This window comes from Candidatus Nitronauta litoralis (assembly GCA_015698285.1).
In the GTDB taxonomy this organism is placed as follows: Bacteria; Nitrospinota; Nitrospinia; order Nitrospinales; family Nitrospinaceae; genus Nitronauta; species Nitronauta litoralis.
Genome location: CP048685.1, coordinates 2,791,678 through 2,809,228, shown reverse-complemented (window position 1 = coordinate 2,809,228; position 17,551 = coordinate 2,791,678). Strand labels below are relative to the sequence as shown.

The 17,551-nt window shown below is 48.5% G+C and carries 18 protein-coding genes; 10 read left to right on the top strand and 8 right to left on the bottom strand.

The window, feature by feature from the left end:
* Positions 1 to 394 precede the first annotated feature (394 nt).
* Positions 395 to 1,831 (top strand): DEAD/DEAH box helicase, encoded by a 1,437-nt coding sequence (locus tag G3M70_12780; protein ID QPJ62703.1) that lies wholly within the window; start codon positions 395 to 397, stop codon positions 1,829 to 1,831.
* Between the two features lie 74 nt (positions 1,832 to 1,905).
* On the opposite strand, the gene ligA is transcribed toward G3M70_12780, so the two are convergent.
* From ligA to G3M70_12765, 3 genes are all read right to left on the bottom strand, one after another.
* On the bottom strand, positions 1,906 to 3,900 hold the full coding sequence (gene ligA, locus G3M70_12775; GenBank protein QPJ62702.1) for an NAD-dependent DNA ligase LigA: 1,995 nt from the start codon (positions 3,898 to 3,900) through the stop codon (positions 1,906 to 1,908).
* 14 nt (positions 3,901 to 3,914) lie between these two features.
* Positions 3,915 to 5,300 carry a Do family serine endopeptidase gene (locus tag G3M70_12770; GenBank protein QPJ62701.1) on the bottom strand — a complete coding sequence of 462 codons (1,386 nt, stop codon included), beginning with the start codon at positions 5,298 to 5,300 and terminating at the stop codon, positions 3,915 to 3,917.
* Between the two features lie 69 nt (positions 5,301 to 5,369).
* Positions 5,370 to 6,863, bottom strand: a complete 1,494-nt coding sequence (locus G3M70_12765; protein ID QPJ62700.1) for a DegQ family serine endoprotease — start codon at positions 6,861 to 6,863, stop codon at positions 5,370 to 5,372.
* Between the two features lie 518 nt (positions 6,864 to 7,381).
* On the opposite strand from G3M70_12765, the gene G3M70_12760 reads away from it, so the two are divergent.
* Genes G3M70_12760 through G3M70_12745 form a run of 4 tightly spaced genes read left to right on the top strand, consistent with a single transcriptional unit; the run spans position 7,382 to position 10,468 of the window.
* Positions 7,382 to 7,582, top strand: a complete 201-nt coding sequence (locus G3M70_12760; protein QPJ62699.1) for a DUF2065 domain-containing protein — start codon at positions 7,382 to 7,384, stop codon at positions 7,580 to 7,582.
* Positions 7,579 to 8,019 (top strand): hypothetical protein, encoded by a 441-nt coding sequence (locus G3M70_12755; GenBank protein QPJ62698.1) that lies wholly within the window; start codon positions 7,579 to 7,581, stop codon positions 8,017 to 8,019. Before G3M70_12760 ends, G3M70_12755 begins: the two co-directional genes overlap by 4 nt.
* A 2-nt stretch (positions 8,020 to 8,021) precedes the next feature.
* On the top strand, positions 8,022 to 8,780 hold the full coding sequence (locus tag G3M70_12750; protein QPJ62697.1) for an ATP-binding protein: 759 nt from the start codon (positions 8,022 to 8,024) through the stop codon (positions 8,778 to 8,780).
* Between the two features lie 44 nt (positions 8,781 to 8,824).
* Positions 8,825 to 10,468, top strand: a complete 1,644-nt coding sequence (locus G3M70_12745) for an AMP-binding protein (protein QPJ62696.1) — start codon at positions 8,825 to 8,827, stop codon at positions 10,466 to 10,468.
* 4 nt (positions 10,469 to 10,472) lie between these two features.
* Here the strand turns inward: G3M70_12745 and G3M70_12740 are convergent, their stop codons facing one another.
* Positions 10,473 to 11,465, bottom strand: a complete 993-nt coding sequence (locus G3M70_12740) for an ABC transporter substrate-binding protein (protein ID QPJ63806.1) — start codon at positions 11,463 to 11,465, stop codon at positions 10,473 to 10,475.
* Between the two features lie 61 nt (positions 11,466 to 11,526).
* A complete protein-coding gene (locus G3M70_12735) occupies positions 11,527 to 12,324 on the bottom strand; it encodes a hypothetical protein (GenBank protein ID QPJ62695.1) in 798 nt (265 codons plus the stop codon).
* Between the two features lie 243 nt (positions 12,325 to 12,567).
* On the opposite strand from G3M70_12735, the gene G3M70_12730 reads away from it, so the two are divergent.
* From G3M70_12730 to G3M70_12720, 3 genes are read left to right on the top strand one after another with little or no spacing between them, the layout of a single operon-like run.
* Complete coding sequence (locus G3M70_12730; GenBank protein ID QPJ62694.1) at positions 12,568 to 12,978, top strand: DUF1844 domain-containing protein; 411 nt, start codon at positions 12,568 to 12,570, stop codon at positions 12,976 to 12,978.
* Positions 12,979 to 13,016: 38 nt separating this feature from the next.
* Positions 13,017 to 13,754, top strand: coding sequence for a YkgJ family cysteine cluster protein (locus tag G3M70_12725; protein ID QPJ62693.1), 738 nt, complete (start codon positions 13,017 to 13,019; stop codon positions 13,752 to 13,754).
* A 24-nt stretch (positions 13,755 to 13,778) separates the two neighbouring features.
* Positions 13,779 to 14,804: an alcohol dehydrogenase catalytic domain-containing protein gene (locus G3M70_12720; protein ID QPJ62692.1), complete on the top strand. Its 1,026-nt coding sequence runs from the start codon at positions 13,779 to 13,781 to the stop codon at positions 14,802 to 14,804.
* A gap of 111 nt (positions 14,805 to 14,915) precedes the next feature.
* Here G3M70_12720 and G3M70_12715 read toward each other — a convergent pair whose 3' ends face one another.
* Complete coding sequence (locus tag G3M70_12715; GenBank protein ID QPJ62691.1) at positions 14,916 to 15,065, bottom strand: hypothetical protein; 150 nt, start codon at positions 15,063 to 15,065, stop codon at positions 14,916 to 14,918.
* Between the two features lie 123 nt (positions 15,066 to 15,188).
* Here G3M70_12715 and G3M70_12710 point away from each other — a divergent pair, with 123 nt between their 5' ends.
* On the top strand, positions 15,189 to 15,845 hold the full coding sequence (locus G3M70_12710; protein ID QPJ62690.1) for a hypothetical protein: 657 nt from the start codon (positions 15,189 to 15,191) through the stop codon (positions 15,843 to 15,845).
* A gap of 43 nt (positions 15,846 to 15,888) precedes the next feature.
* On the opposite strand, the gene G3M70_12705 is transcribed toward G3M70_12710, so the two are convergent.
* Positions 15,889 to 16,476 (bottom strand): hypothetical protein, encoded by a 588-nt coding sequence (locus G3M70_12705; GenBank protein QPJ62689.1) that lies wholly within the window; start codon positions 16,474 to 16,476, stop codon positions 15,889 to 15,891.
* An 82-nt stretch (positions 16,477 to 16,558) separates the two neighbouring features.
* Positions 16,559 to 17,158, bottom strand: a complete 600-nt coding sequence (locus G3M70_12700; GenBank protein QPJ62688.1) for a hypothetical protein — start codon at positions 17,156 to 17,158, stop codon at positions 16,559 to 16,561.
* Between the two features lie 134 nt (positions 17,159 to 17,292).
* On the opposite strand from G3M70_12700, the gene G3M70_12695 reads away from it, so the two are divergent.
* Positions 17,293 to 17,547 (top strand): hypothetical protein, encoded by a 255-nt coding sequence (locus G3M70_12695; GenBank protein ID QPJ62687.1) that lies wholly within the window; start codon positions 17,293 to 17,295, stop codon positions 17,545 to 17,547.
* Positions 17,548 to 17,551: the final 4 nt, after the last annotated feature.

The following is a 17,551-nucleotide window of genomic DNA, read 5'->3' as shown; positions in this document are numbered from 1 at the left end:
CCTCGACCAATTCACGACGGCCTCAAAACCATGGTCAATTGTTTCAAGAAAACAGGCTGAATTCGGTTGGGAAATAAAGAACACGTTAGGCTAGAAACAGGTTTTAAACAGGCGGACATTGAACCACTTGGGCAGGTATCGTGTCAAGAGAAATGGCACAGGATTCAGGACATTACAGGTGCTTGCCCATAACTTTTTCACTGTTTTGAACGTTTTGGGAAAACGATTGGAGCCTATACCGAACCCTGTGTAGTATAAACCCTCCGCCTAAGGAAAAGGGGCGAAATATTGAGTATTAACAAGAAGAACTCAATGCATTCACAACACAGATGGGTGACGGCTATATAGGATAACGGACTTTAAACCCTATTTTTAAAGGTGCCTTTAGCCCGTTATGGTGTTAAGATTGTACTTTATTCACCCTTCCGCAGCAAATAGTCGTTTACTGTTCCTGCCTGTTAATCTGGAGTTCCACTTGGAATCATTAAAGTTCGAGTCACTTCCCCTACCCGACCTGTTGATGCAGGGAATCCAGGAAGCGGGGTTTACCGAATGCACCCCCATTCAGGCGCAGACCCTTCCCCTGACCCTTGAGGGAAAGGATGTTGCGGGCCAGGCCCAAACTGGTACAGGGAAAACTGCAGCATTTCTAATCGCCATTTTTGCCCACCTTCTGAAAAAACCACGATCAGAGGAAAAGGACCGAGGCTGGATTGCACCCCGGGCAATGGTGATTGCCCCCACACGCGAGCTGGCCAGGCAAATTGAAATTGATGCCACGATGCTGGGGAAATATTGTGGACTCAAGGTGGTCTGTATTTTCGGTGGCATGGATTACGAAAAACAAAAACGCCAGATTCAGGGCGGTATCGACCTGCTTATTGTCACACCGGGAAGACTGATCGATTTTTACAAACAAAAACTATTCAGCCTTAAATCGATTGAAGTGCTGGTCATAGATGAAGCCGACCGCATGTTCGACATGGGATTCATTTCCGATATCCGCTACATCCTGAGAAACACCACTAAATTTGACCAACGACTGTCGATGCTGTATTCGGCAACCCTCAATTTCCGAGTCATGGAATTGTGTTACGAACACATGAATGATCCGGTTCCGATCAAAATCAATCCTGAAAAGAAAGTGGTCGACCAGGTCAAGCAATGGCTGTACCACGTGGGTAGCCATGAAAAGTTTCGCCTCCTACTGGGCATTTTAAAGAAGGAGGGTGGAGAAAAAATCCTGATTTTCACCAACACCAAATGGGAAGCTGAGAAACTTGAGCTTAAGCTTAATTACAATGGTTATCCCTCAGGTGTCATCAGTGGCGACCTGCCGCAACGCAAACGTATCTCTATGCTGGACAAATTCACCACTGGCGAGTTGCCCATCATGATCGCGACTGATGTCGCTTCACGTGGTCTACATATTGATGGGGTAACTCATGTTATCAACTACGATCTGCCTCAGGATTCGGAAGATTATATTCACAGGATTGGACGCACCGCTCGGGCTGGCGCAAAGGGAGATGCCATCAGTCTCGCATGTGAGGACTATGCTCTGAACCTTGAACGAATTGAAGAGGCGCTGGAAAAACAGATACCGGTGGAATGGCCAGAAGAAGAAATGTTCATTGAAGAAAAAGAAGGCACCCCAAAAGCCCCACCACGCAAAAAATTCAACGGATCCCGGGATGACCGTAACCGTCGGTCGGGAAACTCAAGCTCTTCAGGAAAACCCCGGGGATCCCAGGGCAGAGGCCGTTCCCGCAATTCTTCCTCTGGAAAAAAAAAGTCGAGCAGGCCACCACACAGAACCAAAAGCTCATAAGTTGAAAGTTGAACCGGCCTTCCCGTGTCAGCTGCGGTTAACTGGCATCGCTCCAAACCATGATATAAAATCCATTACAATAGTGTCTTAAGTTCATCTTCTCCAATTACAAGCACCCCCAGTTTTGCCGCCTTTTGTGCTTTCGATCCAGGGTCTGATCCCGCCACAACAAAGTCTGTTTTACCCGACACAGAAGAGGTGACTCTACCGCCTGCATGCTGGATTTTCTGTTTGGCCTCTTCACGGGTCATGGTTTTCAGAGTACCCGTCAGCACAAGTTGTTTCCCCGACAAGCGGCCTTCGTGACTCTGAGTCTCTTCTTCCATCTTCACCCCTGATTTTTTCAGCCGTTCAATTTCCTTGCGATTGTCCTCATCCTGAAAAAATTCCGCCAGGCTTCGGGCAATTTTGGGTCCAATTTCTTCAACAGCTTCCAACTCTTCTGGAGAAATATTCGCAAGTTTCTCTATCGAACCAAAAGTGGTTGCCAGCACCTGGGCGACACGCTGCCCGACATGCCGGATACCAAGTCCGAAGATAAAACGGGATAAACCTGCTCCTTTACTTTTCTCAATCGCAGCCAGCAGGTTTTCTCCGGACTTTTCCCCCAGCCGATCAAGATTCCTGACCTGTTCCAGATTCAAACGATAAAGATCGGAAAACTGTTTCACCCCACATTGTGCTATCAGTTGTGCCACGACCGCTTCCCCAAGGTGATCAATGTCCATGGCATTGCGGGAACCAAAATGAAGCAGGCGTTCTTTGAGCTGTCCGGGACATTTTAAATTCTCGCAGCGGAGAACCACTTCTCCCTCTTCCCTTCTGAGTTCCGTATTACACTCCGGGCAAAGCGATGGCATTTCAAAAACGGGGTTTTTGCGCTTCTTATCCTTATCCAAAACCTCAATGACTTTCGGAATAATCTCACCGGCTTTTTCTATCAGGACCCGGTCACCGACTCTCACATCCAATCGCGTAATCTCATCCTCGTTATGTAATGTCGCTCGTTTCACGGTACTGCCAGATAAAAAGACCGGTTCCAGTTCTGCAACTGGCGTTATAGCCCCTGTGCGTCCAACCTGGACCACGATATCGAGAATACGCGTTTCTGCCTGTTCCGCTTCAAACTTGAAGGCCACAGCCCAACGAGGATGCTTGACAGTTCGCCCTAACCGCGCCTGATCCTTAATTGAATTCAATTTAAAAACCAAACCATCGACCTCATAAGCCAGCCTGGTCCTTTTCTTTTCCCATACAGAGACCTGCTCCAGCGCTTCATCAAAAGTCTGGCACAAGCGCGTATCGGGATTGACCCTGAAACCCAGTTTTCGCAAAAACTCCAGAGACTCATACTGGGTTCCAGGCAAGGGAGCATCGCAGTGCCCCAGACTATAGACCCAGATATCGAGTGGACGCTTCGCCGTGATTGATGGGTCTAAAAGACGGACCGTACCGGCTGCGGCATTTCGCGGATTGGCAAATGGAGGATCTCCGTTTTTCTCCCGTTCGGCATTGAAATTTTTAAACGCTTCACGCTCCATATAAACCTCGCCGCGTGCTTCAAATATTCCCTTAGAGTTTTCTTTTGAATTTAAACGAAGAGGAATCGAACGAATCGTTTTTAAGTTGGCGGTGATGTCTTCGCCAACTTTGCCATCTCCCCGGGTAGCCCCACGAACAAACTTCCCATCTTCATAAACAAGGGTCACACCCAGGCCATCGATTTTAGGTTCCGCAACATATTCCACCTCATCGACTTTCAACCCCTTGAGCACCCGCTTGTGAAATGCCTTCAACTCTTCAATGTTGTAGGTGTTGTCCAGACTTAACATTGCCTGGAGATGGGTGATTGGAGGGAATTTATCCGATGCCTTACCGCCGACGCGTTGGGTCGGCGAATCCTTAAAAACCCATTGCGGGTGGCGGGTTTCAAGTTCCTTCAGGTTTTCAAGAAGGCGATCGTACTCGCGGTCAGTGATTTCCGGCTGATCCATCGTATAGTAAAGGTGTTCGTGATGGCGAATCAGATCGCTTAACCGTTCGATCTCCTTTAAGTCGGCATCGTCCATTTTTTTGGGAAGGATCAGGGTTCGAGGGTTACATAGTAACCGGAACGTCCACGTTGCACCAGAAGCACCACACTGCTGAGCTTACCGGCCTCCATGATGGCTTTTTCATAGTCTGCGCGATTACGGATATTGTCACGGTTGACGCGGCGGATCACATCTCCCGGCTGAATGCCAACCTGCCCGCAAACTCCATTGGGCAATACACTGACAATAACCACTCCCTCCTCAGCTGAAAGCCGGTACCGTCTGCGCGCTGAAAGGTCGACTGTACTCACACGAATTCCCAGCCATTGTTCTGCAAACTCACGCGCATAACCCGGAGGAATGGTGCTCAACCGCAAACGAATATTTTTCCTGACTCCGTCTCGCAAGGCCCCCAGGTTGAAGACATCGTCAATCGTATAGGATGACAACGCCTGGAAATAATCAGACTTGTTGATCACCCGGTGATCTCCAATAGAGGTGATAATATCGCCTTGTTTGATACCTGCTTTCCCAGCAGGACCTCGTGGCGAAACCCGGGTGACCAGCACACCGCCGCTTTGATTCAATTTAAAGTAGCGTTCAAGGTCGGGCGTCAAATCCTGCACTGAAACACCGAGCCAGCCTCGCCGAACGGCACCGTATTCAATCAGGTTGTTGACAATCCTGCGCGCCGTATCGATAGGGATAGCGAACCCGATTCCCTCCGCATCTTGGAAAATAGCTGTGTTTATCCCGATCAATGAGCCGTTGATATTAAGCAACGGGCCACCGCTGTTTCCGGGATTAATAGACGCATCGACCTGGATAAAATCGCTATAAACCTGATCCCTGTTAGCCCGAATGGTCCTGTGCAAAGCACTAATAATTCCCTGTGTCACCGTGTGGTTCAGACCAAAAGGATTGCCAATGGCGATTACAGTTTCACCAATCATCAAATCATCCGACCGGCCCATCGGCACAAACGGCAAGGGGTCTTTCGAATCAATTTTAATCACAGCAAGATCGGATCTGGCATCGGCGCCAATCAACTGGGCTTCATACTCCCGGTTGTCGAGCAAAGTGACCTGAATCCTTACAGCTTGTGCAATGACGTGTTCGTTGGTGAGTATGTACCCTTTTGAATTGATCAGGACACCAGATCCAAGGCTCCGTCTTTTGGACTTCCGTTTATTGGGTGGGTTACCAAAAAACTGGCGAAAAAATGAATCTCCAAAGAAACTCCGAAATGGACTTTGGCCTCCTCGCGGTGCTTCTTCAGTAAAAATATTGACGACAGCGGGACCTGCGGCCTCTGCAGCACGTACAACAGGTGTACGACGATTATCCAACCCGACAGCTTGCAATCCGCTCCAGGGCAGGACAAGACCTGCCAAAATCAGGAGGGAAGTAGTCCTCATGAACCGACTGTTGAACATTTATATATACGAAGGAAATCCCGGCGGGCCATAGCCCGCCGGGTTGATTTCAAAAACAGGTTGGGGAAATTACTGAATTTTAACCGCAATGTATATGGTAGATCCTCCACGCCGGACCAGCATCAAAGCGGTGTCATCCTCTTTGAGACTTGAGGTCTGGCTCCGGTAATCACCAACATTGTTAACCGGCTTGCGATTGATCTCGGTAATGACATCGCCGCGACGAATCCCCGCTTCACCTGCAGATTTTCCCTGATCCACATTGGAAACAAGAACACCTTCAGTCGTATCCAGTTTCAAAGACTGCGCCAGTTCCGGTGTGATGTCTTGCACTTCCATACCCAGCCGGTCCCGGGGAAGAGACGCGACCTTGGTCTGGTTATCTTTAAGAACCGCAATAGTCACCTGAATCGTTTCTGCTTTTCCATCGCGAATCACTTCTACAGGAACAGCTTTACCTGGAGTCGTGTTGGCAACAATTTTTGGCAATTCTTCCATTTCCTTAACCACCTGGTTGTTAAACCGGACAATGACGTCGCCACGCTTGATGCCTGATTTATCCGCAGGGCCTTCAGGGATCACATCACCCACCAGAGCACCATTGTCATCATTCAGTTTGAAAGAATCAGCCAGTTCGGGAGTGATCTTTTGAATCATGACACCGAGCCAACCACGTGTGACGGTGCCTTTTTCCCGCAAGTCTTTCAGGATACCTTTGGCAACATTGATCGGGATGGCAAAGCCGATTCCCACATTACCACCGGTATTGCCGGAAATAATCGCAGTGTTTATCCCTATGACTTCGCCCTTGATGTTAATGAGAGGTCCGCCGCTGTTTCCGGGATTAATAGAGGCATCCGTCTGGATGTATTCATCGTAAGGTCCGGCCCCGATCGTCCGATCCTTGGCACTGACCACACCGACGGTAACGGTATGACTGAGTCCAAAAGGGTTTCCGATCGCCATCACCCACTCACCAACTTCCAGCTTATCTGAATTACCAAAACTCAAATGGTGAAATTTTTGAGGTTCGCCTTTTTTGGGGACAATTTTGATGAGTGCAATATCGGTTTTTGAATCATGTCCGATCAAGGTTGCCGTCATTTCTTTTTCTTCATCACCCGTGGTCACCGATACAGTGATTTCATCGGCACCATCCACAACATGGTAGTTGGTGAGGATGTGCCCCTTTTCATCAATGATGAACCCTGAACCCATTCCCCGCTTTGGCCGGTTATTCTCACGTTCACCAAAAAACCGATCGTAGAAATCACGAAAAGGATCCTGGCCACGTGGACCTTTGGGATTCGGGCGCTGCGGTGCGGGGCCACGTAACGAGGGTTCCGGGCTTTTTCCCTTGATACTGATATTGACCACAGCGGGGTTCTGCTTCTTTGCAATTTCAACAAATATATTACTGCCCAATGCCATATTATCGGCGGTCAGGGCCGAGGCTTCCTTTAATAAAACCCCGGACAAAAACCCGGAGCCCTGGCTTACAGGAAAACACAGTAAGGTTGCCAGAAGGAGTGAGCCACACCATTTTCTTTTGAGGCCTGTCATGAATAAACCTTTCTTTCGGAAGCAGATTAAAGGTAAGGGAGCCTGATAGTTAACAAAAGGATCGCAAAACACCTCGAAAAATCAGAGTGTCCCATAAACCCTGTCAAGAGACTTGGAAAACAGAACGCTGGCCTGGAACACATGAAAAAACGACTTAACCGTGAGGCTCCAACTCTTTTAAAGCTGTTGGCCTCCAGCGGACAAAACGCTTTAAAGGTAAACGTCCATTAACTCATTATATAATGGCATTTTCAGAATTGACAACTCCGTTTTCCACTCAATTTTCAGGGGATATTCGGGGTCCCAACCTGTTGCAAAGACGGCTCGCAGCAATCTCAAGCACACTAAGCTGCTTTTCCTCTATTGACTACCGAAAGCGGATTGCAGATAATCGAATCAGGCTCCCCTCTCTGATTTTGGGCGAGCGCTGCTCATCAGTCCCATTCGCTAAACCTGTTTCTGCTCCTCCCCCTATTCATTCGCTATAGGGCTGAGCCCTCCAAATGGAATCGTAATTCATGGCTTTCTTTCTCTCTGCAGCCGGTTTAATGATGATATTAGAAGGTATTCCCTTTTTCTGCTTTCCCACCCAATACAAGGAGTGGGTCAGTAAACTCCCTGAAATTCCCAATTCTACCCTCAGAACCATTGGCCTTGTCGTGATGCTCCTCGGACTGGGCCTGGTTTATGTGGGCAAATCTTTAACGGTCCCCTCATGAAAACTATCACCTCGAAAATATCCAGGATTATTCTCATCAGCTTTTTGGTACTAGGTGTCAGCGCCTGTGCACTTATGGAACCTGTCCAGCCACCACCGGGTGAAGAAGGTGTTCAAAGTCCAGCTGAACTCACCACCAGGTTTGGGAATGTCCCCATTCCTCCGGGGTTCGACCTGGATCGCAGCAAATCTTTTATTTATGAATCGGGCAGCGGCGCGGTTAAGGTCGGAAAACTTCACCTGACTGGCTGGAACGGTGAAGACGAAGTCATTGAGTATTACCGGAATGAAATGGTCGCCAAAGGCTGGTCTTCCGTCAGCATCATGGAGCAAAAAATCACGGTGATGGTTTATGAGCAGGAAGGCCAAATGTGCACCATCATAGTAGAACCCTCGTTCAGCAAAACGCATGTCGAGATCAACGTCGGCCCCAAATAACCATGGCGGGTTCATCTTCAACACCCGGAAAACCTGAAAGTTCCCAGTTCCTTTTCAGATTTCCCGCCCAGGCTGTTTATAGTTTCGAAAGTTTTATTGAAACTCCCCCATCTTCATTTGCCCTTTCAGCAGCCAGAGACCTGATTGACAACCCCGAGGCTCCCTTTCAATCCCTTTTCATTTTCGGAAGACGAGGGGCCGGGAAAACCCATCTGCTGATGGCAATGGGGAATGAGGCTTCGAACAACGGCCAGGACACCCTTTATATTTCCTGCAAGGAATGGGTTGAAAAATTGAATTCGGCTGCACCCGAACAAGGTTTGGAATGGGCCAGCGAGGTGTCCCGCCATCAACTGCTGCTGATGGATGATGTGGATACTTTGGCAGGAGCTCCCCAGGCCCAGGAGATTCTTTATCAGGTATACAATACCATTCGGGAAAATGGAGATCGCCTTGTACTCACCAGTCAAGTTGCTCCGGGGCAATTTCAGGAAACCGAGTCCTATCTCACGTCCCGCTTCCAATGGGGACTGACAGCTGAAATCGGACCTCTGGATGAAAAATCACAGGCTTCGGTATTAGCCAAGCTGGGTAGGGACCGCGGCCTCGAACTTACTGAACGGGTGCTCCATTTTCTGGTTCAACGTTTACCCCGGGACTACCCGTCACTCAAAAATGCCATTGAAAAAATTAATATAGAGTCCCTCAGGCAAAAAAAGAAGGTATCCTTACCCCTCATAAAATCTGTTCTCGATTTTTAACCAGCAAACTTCCAACAAATTAAATTGTTTCCGAGACTACTTTCATGAGTTCCCAAAATATCGCATCTTTACTGGATGACCTGGCTAAATCCCAGCCGGACCAACCGGCGATTCATTTTCCACGCGAAGGCAACACCACCACTCTGACTTTTCGGGAACTTAACGAAGATGCCAATCGTTTAGCCGGCGGATTGGTGCGATACGGGTTTCTAAAAGGGCATCGTGTCTTGCTGATGGTGCCTCCTGGAATTGATTTTCTTTCCTTGACGTTTGCCCTGTTTCGAATCGGGGCAATACCTGTGCTGATAGACCCAGGCCTGGGAAAAAAAAATGTGCTGCAATGCATCGAGAATGTTCGCCCGGAAGGTCTCCTCGGAATTCCCCTGGCCCACGCCGCAGGACTGGTTTACCGCCGGGAATTTAAAAGTGTAAAAAACCGTGTGACCGTGGGCACCCGTTGGCTTTGGGGTGGGCCCACCTTAGGCAAGGTCAGGAAGTCGGGTAGAAAAGATTTTTCTACCGAAGAAAAACACCCGGATGATCCCGCCGCTATTCTTTTCACCAGCGGCAGTACCGGCCCATCCAAAGGCGTGGTCTACACCCATTCCATGTTTTTTCATCAGACTCAAGTGCTGCGCTCGCTCTACCAGATTGAACCGGGTGAAGTCGACTTACCCACTTTCCCCCTGTTCGCCCTGTTTGGAGTGGCGCTCGGGATGACCTGTGTGATCCCGGATATGGACCCGACCCGACCGGCGGAAGTTCATCCGCCGAACATCATCAAGGCGATTGAGCAATTTAAAGTAGTCAACAGTTTCGGGTCACCGGCACTTTGGGACACCGTGACCCGCTATTGTCAGAACCATAAAGTAAAACTGCCGCACCTCAAGAGGATACTCATTGCCGGGGCTCCTGTGCCAGGCACGGTCCTGGAGCGGTTTGAAGGTGTTTTAGAAGAGGACGCAATGGTCTACACACCCTACGGCGCTACGGAAACCCTTCCGGTATGCAACATTGAGCACCGCACCATACTCAAAGAAACCTGGGAAAAGACAACCAGGGGATTTGGCACTTGTGTCGGAAAACCGGTGCCTGGACTGACGGTAAAAATCATGGAGGTGCAGGATGGTCCGGTAGCCGACTGGAACGATAGTCTGGAACTACCACAGGGTGAAACAGGTGAAATAGTAGTCGATGCCCCCTGGGTCACTCACGAATATTTTGATTTAAAGTCACAAACCGACCACGCAAAGATTCGTCTTGATGGAAGGATTTTGCACCGAATGGGAGATATTGGCTATCTCGATGATGAAGGACGAATCTGGTTCCTGGGACGAAAAAATCAGCGCGTCATAACAGAGCATGGAACCTTGTACACCATTGCCTGCGAAGCCATATTCAACCGGCATCCGGCAGTCAAACGGTCTGCTCTGGTGGGAATCGGCTCGGAAACCATCAGGAAGCCGGTGATCATTGCCGAACTGCACGATCCTTCTCTTGCCGAAGACCTTGAAAAACGATTAACTCTGGTGAGTGAACTATTGGAAATTGGGGCGGAATACGACCACACAAGAAATATTCAGGATGTCCTGTTCCACAAGGCATTTCCGGTCGACATCCGGCACAACGCCAAGATATCCCGCGAAGCCCTTGCTAATTGGGCCGAAGAACATGTAAAGGAATGCTGAGGGGTTAGCGGATTTCATTTAAATGGCCCTGCACCTTGTCCAACAGCTTCTGATCAAATAATTTTCCGGTGAGTCGTTTTTGGATTTTCTCGCCGATGGCATGCAGACGGTCCAGTTCTTCCTGGCCAGGCGCTGCCGTCAGCTTCATTCCATTTTTCTGCATCACCTCAATGGCTTTTTCATTTTCCGAGTTAATAGTTTTCACCAGATCGGCTAGATACCGTTTACTGATATCCTTTACAGCCCCTTTGTATTTATCCGGAATTTTTTTAAACTGTCTTTTAGAAATCAGAACAGCGCCACTGGCATGCCCCATACGAATCTGCGACATATAGTTCACTTTTGTAAACCACTGCAGGGCCAACGTTCCAACCGGTGAGGCATACACCGTCTCAACCATTCCCGTTTGCAACGCCATCATGACATCGGTCACAGACAGGGGGTGCGGGCTGATCCCCAACTCCTTGTAAGCCGCCTGCACCAGGGGGTCACCGTCCCACATCCAGGCTTTGGTCTTCCGCAAAGCCTCAAGAGTCCCCACATCCTGTTTGGAAAAAAAATGGATCCATCCCACCGGTACCCACCCCAGAAGGACATAACCCTTTTTTTCAAAGGCTGCAGTGAAATGATCTGTCATGCGATCGTATACGTGGTTCATCTCTTTGTTATCATTTAACAGGAAGGGTAAATCGAGGACTCGCACCTCCGGCAAAATCTCACCGAGCCCCACCCCGGTGAACCCAGCCGCATGCACCTGCCCGATTCGCATTTTACGGATGACATCTTTCTCATCTCCAGACACTCCACCCGGATAAAACTTGAAACGCACCTGGCCATTGGTCGCCTTTTTAACCTCTTTCTCAAGCCGCCGCATCTGTTTCATCCAGGAAGAACCTTCAGGTGCCAGTGTTGCGAACTTGATAACGGTCTTCTTCCCTGCCCAGGCATCGCTTACCGGCATGGCTGACATCACCAGAGCCATCAAGAGGGTTGCCAGTATTCCGCACAAAACACACACCATGCGGTTGGAAAGAAACTTTTTAAATCTGGTTGACGAGTTAAAAATAGACATCTGCATCCTCTAGTAAGACTCTGGCTTTTTCACGTGCCACTTCATTGGCAAGTCTCCGCCCTGGCAATTCATCCAGTGGCGATTGCATTACTTTTTCCAGCAGTTCCTCGAACAGTTTTCGATCCTGAACCCGGACTGCATACAATTTAGCGTATAAAAAATGGGCCATCAGGAATTTTCCGTCCGTCAATTGAATCGCGTGGTCAAAATGATGTTTGGATTTTTCCGGATCACCACCAAGCAATTTGGTGCGGGACCCATAAAAGGATCCAAAGAAAACATGCGGGCCGGCATAGTCAAACGTTGCATCCCATTCCAAAACGCGCGCCATCGCACTTTCCAGTTTGGAAATTGCTGCCAATGCTTCGAGGTCATCCAGATTGAGCATCAACCAACCCGCCCAGCATCGCCCCGTCCAATACAATGACGGCATGGCGCTTTCCGGAACCGAAGCCAGAGCATTCTTGAATTTCTCCTGAGTCAATTCAGTCAGGCCGGAAGGTCCGCCCATGGCGGCCATCGCCCGGGTTGCATAGGTTCGCCCTCTCAAATACAACCTGGAGGCACGCTCCGGATTTTCATCTTCAACAAAACTGAAGGCATAATTACACAACCCTTCGGCCAGGGGCAGCAACAATTCAGGGTTTTCGGGGTCGGATTTTAACAGGCCTTCCAGCATTTTGATCCCCGCAGGAATTGCGCTGTCAGCCAGTTTGAGGTCACTCTCCTCATGGATAGAAGCGACCTGACCCTGCATCAGAGGGGAGGCAAAACGAATCGCCATTTTTTCCGTAGAACAGGCAGGAAAACAAATGATCGAGACCAACATCAAAATTGAGAAACGGAATTTCATAATAAAAAATCAGCAAACAAGCGGCATTTCCGCTAAACCTTTCCATTATTTTGACAGCTTTCGGCAGAACCTGATATCCTTCCCACAGTTTAACCTGAAACCACCAGATTCGGGTGGAAAAGCTGTCCCAATTGGGCAGCCGGTTTCAGCAAAATTTTCAAGGGGGACAGGGCCATGAGTGATGAAGAAAATGAAGAATCAGGCTTCGTAATTAAAGACAAGCGATCTGCTTACCAGTCGGACGATGAAATCCAGGAAGGCGACACCGAGCAGGAAAAAGAAACAGCCAAGCAACAACAGCAGGAAGCAAGGGCGGCCGAGCAGCAGGAAGGCCAGCAGCCCAGTATCGACTTTTCAACTTTTGTTATGTCGCTGGCATCATCTGCGTTTTATCATTTAGGTGATATGCCGGATCCGACGACGGGTCAGACAGAACAGAACCTGCCAGCGGTGCAGCAGACCATTGAAATCCTGGTCATGCTCCATCAAAAAACCAAGAGCAACCTGACAGCAGAAGAAGACAAATTGCTCGGCCAACTCATTTACGAACTGCAAATGAAATTTGTAGCGAAGAACAAGCAGTAATTTTTCCACTTTCGCAAAACTCTTGAGCCCTATTTAAAATGACCCAAACAGCATTTTCAGATCAGAACGGCGTCTACCTGATGGGCATGACCGATGCTCAGGAACTCCGCAATTACATCACCGCACGATTTACTGAAGGTGAACTACAATACGCCTACGAGCTTCTCCTGGAAAATGCGCAAAGCCTGGCCAAGGCTGAACGCATCCCCCCATTGCAGGCTCTGTGGAAAATTATTGATGCTGCTTACGATAAAAAGATGCCGCCCCTCACCTGCGGAGAAGGCTGTGCACACTGCTGTTACACCGGGGTCATGATCACTAAAATGGAATGGGACGGCATGATCAATGCTGCCAGGCAAAAAGGCATCGACCTGATGGACGTGATTGAACGGTCCGAAAAAAGCCTGCACCGGATAAAAAAAGCAATTGAATCGGGAATCGACCCGGTAAAAATTGACTGGTACCAGATGGTGATCAACCAGCCCTGCCCATTTCTGGACGAGGACGAAAGCTGCACCATTCACGATGACCGCCCACTGGACTGCCGTACCATGGTCGCGTTTCGCGATGCCTGTGGATCGAAAAAACTGGAGCACGCACAGCGCGGGGGGTTGATCGAAGAAGCCGTTGCACCTGCAGTCATCGCCAAATTGCAATACGAAGCCACACCAAAATTGAAACGCCGCAAATTTGACGGCACAGCACCGCTTCGTTTAATTCAGCACTGGCTGCTGGAATATAAAAAGAAAAAAAGCTCCCGAAAAAGAAAAAAGTAGCACGCTCTTCTTGAGAATCCTCCTATGCCCCAGGCCGCAGTTCTCACCGCACCGCAAATTCTGACAATTGAGGATCGCCCACCACAGACACCGGGTGAGGGCGAAGTTATTATTTCCGTCGAGCATACCGGGGTGTGCGGAACCGACCTCGCCCTGTTTTCGGGCGACTACCCCTCCCCTCTACCTCTGGTTTGCGGTCATGAATTTGTTGGCCGTGTCACGGAGCTTGGCAAAGGGGTTGAGGCTCATTGGAACAACCGACGGATAACCGCAGAAATAAACAACAGCTGCACGGCCTACAAAAGAAATTCACTCTGCACCGCTTGCCGAAAGGGGATTCCAGGTCATTGCCTGAATCGTGATGTCACCGGCATCATTCAACGCGATGGTGCTTTCGCAGAACAGGTCAGGGTCCCTGCAGGAACATTGCATGAAATACCGGAGGACCTTGACCCGCTGACTGCGGTATTGACCGAGCCTCTGGCCGCGGCATTGCAGACATTTGAGATGACGCCAATAAAGGGAAATGAAACCATCGTCGTGCTGGGCCCTGGTCGGCTCGGCATCCTGGTCGTTTTTATTGCGGCGCTTAAAGGGGCCAGGGTAATCGCCTGTTCTCGGAGTCAATCGAAACGCAAACGCGCACTTAAATTCGGAGCGAGCGAAGCTTTCGATCCTGAAAACATATCCGAAAACGTCATGGAGATAACAGAGGGGCTGGGAGCTGATATGGTGGTCGACGTAACGGGTAAACCCGAGGGGATTGACCTGGCCATCAACCTTGTCAGACCCCGGGGTGTGGTGAGCGTTAAAACCACTTGTGGACTTCCAGCTAAAGGTATCAATATGACGAAACTGGTGGTCGACGAAGTGCAGATTCAAGGCTCACGCTGTGGCCCCTTTGACAAGGCTTTGACACTTTTATCCGAACATCAGAACAAGTTGCGGCCCCTCATCACCTCTGTCCGGCCATTGAAAGAGGCCCAGGATGCTGTTGAATCCGCCTTTTTAGAAAGCAAAGTGGTGCTAGCAATGCCTACAGATTATTGAATTATTTACACTTTTCCTTAAAGGGGATGGTCTATAATACAATCAAAGGTTCGATACCGTTTTTCCTTAATTTGATTTTAGCTGGAGGCTGGTTTGTTTTCTTTTTCTCGTTTAATACCTGTTAAACATTTTCCAGGTTTCGTTCTTTTTTCCTTTGCCCTTGTCTCGACTACCCAGGCCGCGTGTTTGCTTCCCGATGGCCCACCGAACACCCTGGTACCAGATGGCTACCATTTCCCTGTCGAGGGTAAGTGGAAACATTGCAAAAAAGGTTCCTGGACAATTAAAGGACAAGTAACCAAAGAAAGGCCTTATACCCCTAACGAGACCGGAGTCTGCCTGCCTCTTGAAAACCAGTTCACCAAAAAAAACGGTGTGATTTCAATGAACTTTGTTCCCGAGAAAACCGTGCGTAATTTTTATGGCTTCGAGCACGAATGCGTTGCCAGCACATGGTGGCGGATCCCGGGTGGGGCCACCGTATCTGATCTTTCTCAAATCACTGATACAGATCCCACTCCTGCCAGAGCAAAGAAAAAAGACCCGTTAAAAGAACTTGAGGATTTTTACAAATCGGACCCTGTACCCACGGCGGAACAAAAGATGGAACCCCCCATATCCTCAGACTCCCCCAAATCTGAAGTCCCTTCTTTTTCGGCAGGGATCTCGAAAGACCAGGCAACACCTGCCGAGCCCAGGCAAATGCGCACACCTTCTTCTGCAATCCAAAAACCAGATGCCCCTGAAAAGAAACCAGAGTTTTTATTTGAACAACCGGTCTCCCGAAACAATATTGCTGCAGATTACAAAGCATGCCAGATCAATTGCAGGAAGGGTATGGACCAGAGGATTAAAAATGCAGAACAGAAATGCAAAAGTGAACTCCGCAAACGTTATGGATCGGGGCAATGGCCTGAAAGGGCAGAAAAGGATTTTAGACGCTGCCGAATTCTGGCGGCAAGACAGGAAAATAATGAATTGAGGGCCTGCCTCCTGCCATGCAAAAAGCAAGCGGGGCAAAACGTCTGGCAAGGTCCTTAAAAGATATAATAAAAATTTGAAGAAATTTCTCGATGGCTCCAGACTATTGTTTTGTGTGAGTAGGATTTAAAATACCAATTTCGCTACATAGTGGATCTCGAGAAAATGAATGGGTCGTTCCCGCCTCCCCTGCCCCATTAAACACACCGGTTACAGAAGTCGACTCCGAGCATGCCTCAGGGAAATTGGTTGGAGGACCTGTCGTTTCCGTCCGGGTCACAACAAAAGAAGAATGATTGTTGATAATAGTCCCAACAAAACTGATTGCAACGGTGGGTTGTCCAATGGAAGTCCCTTTCGCAACAAATTTCCCAGACTTAAAAACCTCATATGTGAAAACAAGATTGCCTACGGTGTAAGTCCCTGATAAAGGCCCGAGGGTGTTGTTTTCATTATTTTGGATTTGAACATCTTCCCTCAATTGTTCATTGGCGTTTCTAAGGTTTTCACTTTTAACATCCTCTTTCCCGCCAAACTTGAAATCACTGTCCAACTCCTGAGTGATGTCATCAATGTCCCCGTTCCAATCCGAATAAACAGGAGAAACACAAACAACCAGAAGAACCAACGTAGACACAACCAGAACTCCTGCCAAAGCCTTTTGAAATGTGAAGAATTTTGTGGGAAGCATACTCAATTGTCCTTAGTGAAGGATAAAGATTATTCTGAAAACTTATTATTCGCCAAAACCTCTAATTAGAAAAAATTCAAATTCACTTTTTAGTATGGATCACCGATGGCCCCTGCGGTTCGTTGCACAGAGGTGGACGGGTGAATGAATGCGTGGTTCCTTGCTCACCCGAGCCGACTATCGTGCCTGTCACTAATACCGATTCAGTGCAGGGAGTAAAATTAGTGGGTGGGCCGACAATCTGAGTCCGGGTAATTTTAAAGGTTGATGTATTTCCCGTAATTTTTCCGCTAAGGGTAAAAGAAAAGGTGCTGATGCCCGGAACGGATCCGGTTGCAGTAAAATCTCCAGATTGGGCTACCTGGTAGTCGAAAAATATAAGGTTTCCCGCAAATGGTCCAAATGGAACTGGGAATGAATACATTCCTGACAGGTTTCCAGTACTTATCGCAATTTGAAAATCCTCCTTCAGTTGCGTGATCGCCTGCTGGAGATTTTCGGCCTTCACACCTTCCTTCCCACCAAACTTAAAATCACGATCCAATTGCTGGGCGATGTCATCAATATCCCCATCCCATTCCGAATGTGCGGGAGACAAGAAAACAGACAAAATCGACAACACGAGGAAAATAAGTAAAACTGATAGTAATCGCCGACAATTACAGTTTCCTTTAAGTCTCAATATGATTTCCTTTGATTGACTGTAAAGAGGCTAAAATCAAGTGCGATAGTAGCAAACACACATGGGAATACCAAAGATATTTATGGGTTTTCTAAACAGGTCCAGGCAAAAATATCCAGAAAACTGTAACAAAAATGAGCGGCGTCGGAACAGAAACCATTCATGGCATTGTGAACAATATTAATCCTCCATCGGGTCGGGACCACGCATTAGTTCGTACCACTAAGGGAATTCTGGATAAAAGAGGATTTCTTTCAGCAAAAGAATTGGGGGAATTGGAGTCATCTGGCGTTGACAAGAAACAGCCACATGAAATCATTGCCGTCATTGGCATGAAAACCATCACCAATTTTGTCAACCGTATCGCTAAAACATCCATCGACACATAATTTT

What these genes read in the sequence shown, in the direction of transcription:
- G3M70_12745 (QPJ62696.1), top strand. Translation starts at nt 8,825, where the DNA reads ATGAGTTCCCAAAATATCGCATCTTTACTGGATGACCTGGCTAAATCC.
- G3M70_12735 (QPJ62695.1), bottom strand. Translation starts at nt 12,324, where the DNA reads ATGGCGATTCGTTTTGCCTCCCCTCTGATGCAGGGTCAGGTCGCTTCT.
- G3M70_12715 (QPJ62691.1), bottom strand. Translation starts at nt 15,065, where the DNA reads ATGTTTCCACTTACCCTCGACAGGGAAATGGTAGCCATCTGGTACCAG.
- G3M70_12730 (QPJ62694.1), top strand. Translation starts at nt 12,568, where the DNA reads ATGAGTGATGAAGAAAATGAAGAATCAGGCTTCGTAATTAAAGACAAG.
- G3M70_12720 (QPJ62692.1), top strand. Translation starts at nt 13,779, where the DNA reads ATGCCCCAGGCCGCAGTTCTCACCGCACCGCAAATTCTGACAATTGAG.
- G3M70_12710 (QPJ62690.1), top strand. Translation starts at nt 15,189, where the DNA reads ATGAACTTTGTTCCCGAGAAAACCGTGCGTAATTTTTATGGCTTCGAG.
- G3M70_12765 (QPJ62700.1), bottom strand. Translation starts at nt 6,863, where the DNA reads ATGACAGGCCTCAAAAGAAAATGGTGTGGCTCACTCCTTCTGGCAACC.
- ligA (QPJ62702.1), bottom strand. Translation starts at nt 3,900, where the DNA reads ATGGACGATGCCGACTTAAAGGAGATCGAACGGTTAAGCGATCTGATT.
- G3M70_12725 (QPJ62693.1), top strand. Translation starts at nt 13,017, where the DNA reads ATGACCCAAACAGCATTTTCAGATCAGAACGGCGTCTACCTGATGGGC.
- G3M70_12705 (QPJ62689.1), bottom strand. Translation starts at nt 16,476, where the DNA reads ATGCTTCCCACAAAATTCTTCACATTTCAAAAGGCTTTGGCAGGAGTT.
- G3M70_12695 (QPJ62687.1), top strand. Translation starts at nt 17,293, where the DNA reads ATGAGCGGCGTCGGAACAGAAACCATTCATGGCATTGTGAACAATATT.
- G3M70_12755 (QPJ62698.1), top strand. Translation starts at nt 7,579, where the DNA reads ATGAAAACTATCACCTCGAAAATATCCAGGATTATTCTCATCAGCTTT.
- G3M70_12780 (QPJ62703.1), top strand. Translation starts at nt 395, where the DNA reads ATGGTGTTAAGATTGTACTTTATTCACCCTTCCGCAGCAAATAGTCGT.
- G3M70_12760 (QPJ62699.1), top strand. Translation starts at nt 7,382, where the DNA reads ATGGCTTTCTTTCTCTCTGCAGCCGGTTTAATGATGATATTAGAAGGT.
- G3M70_12770 (QPJ62701.1), bottom strand. Translation starts at nt 5,300, where the DNA reads ATGTTCAACAGTCGGTTCATGAGGACTACTTCCCTCCTGATTTTGGCA.
- G3M70_12750 (QPJ62697.1), top strand. Translation starts at nt 8,022, where the DNA reads ATGGCGGGTTCATCTTCAACACCCGGAAAACCTGAAAGTTCCCAGTTC.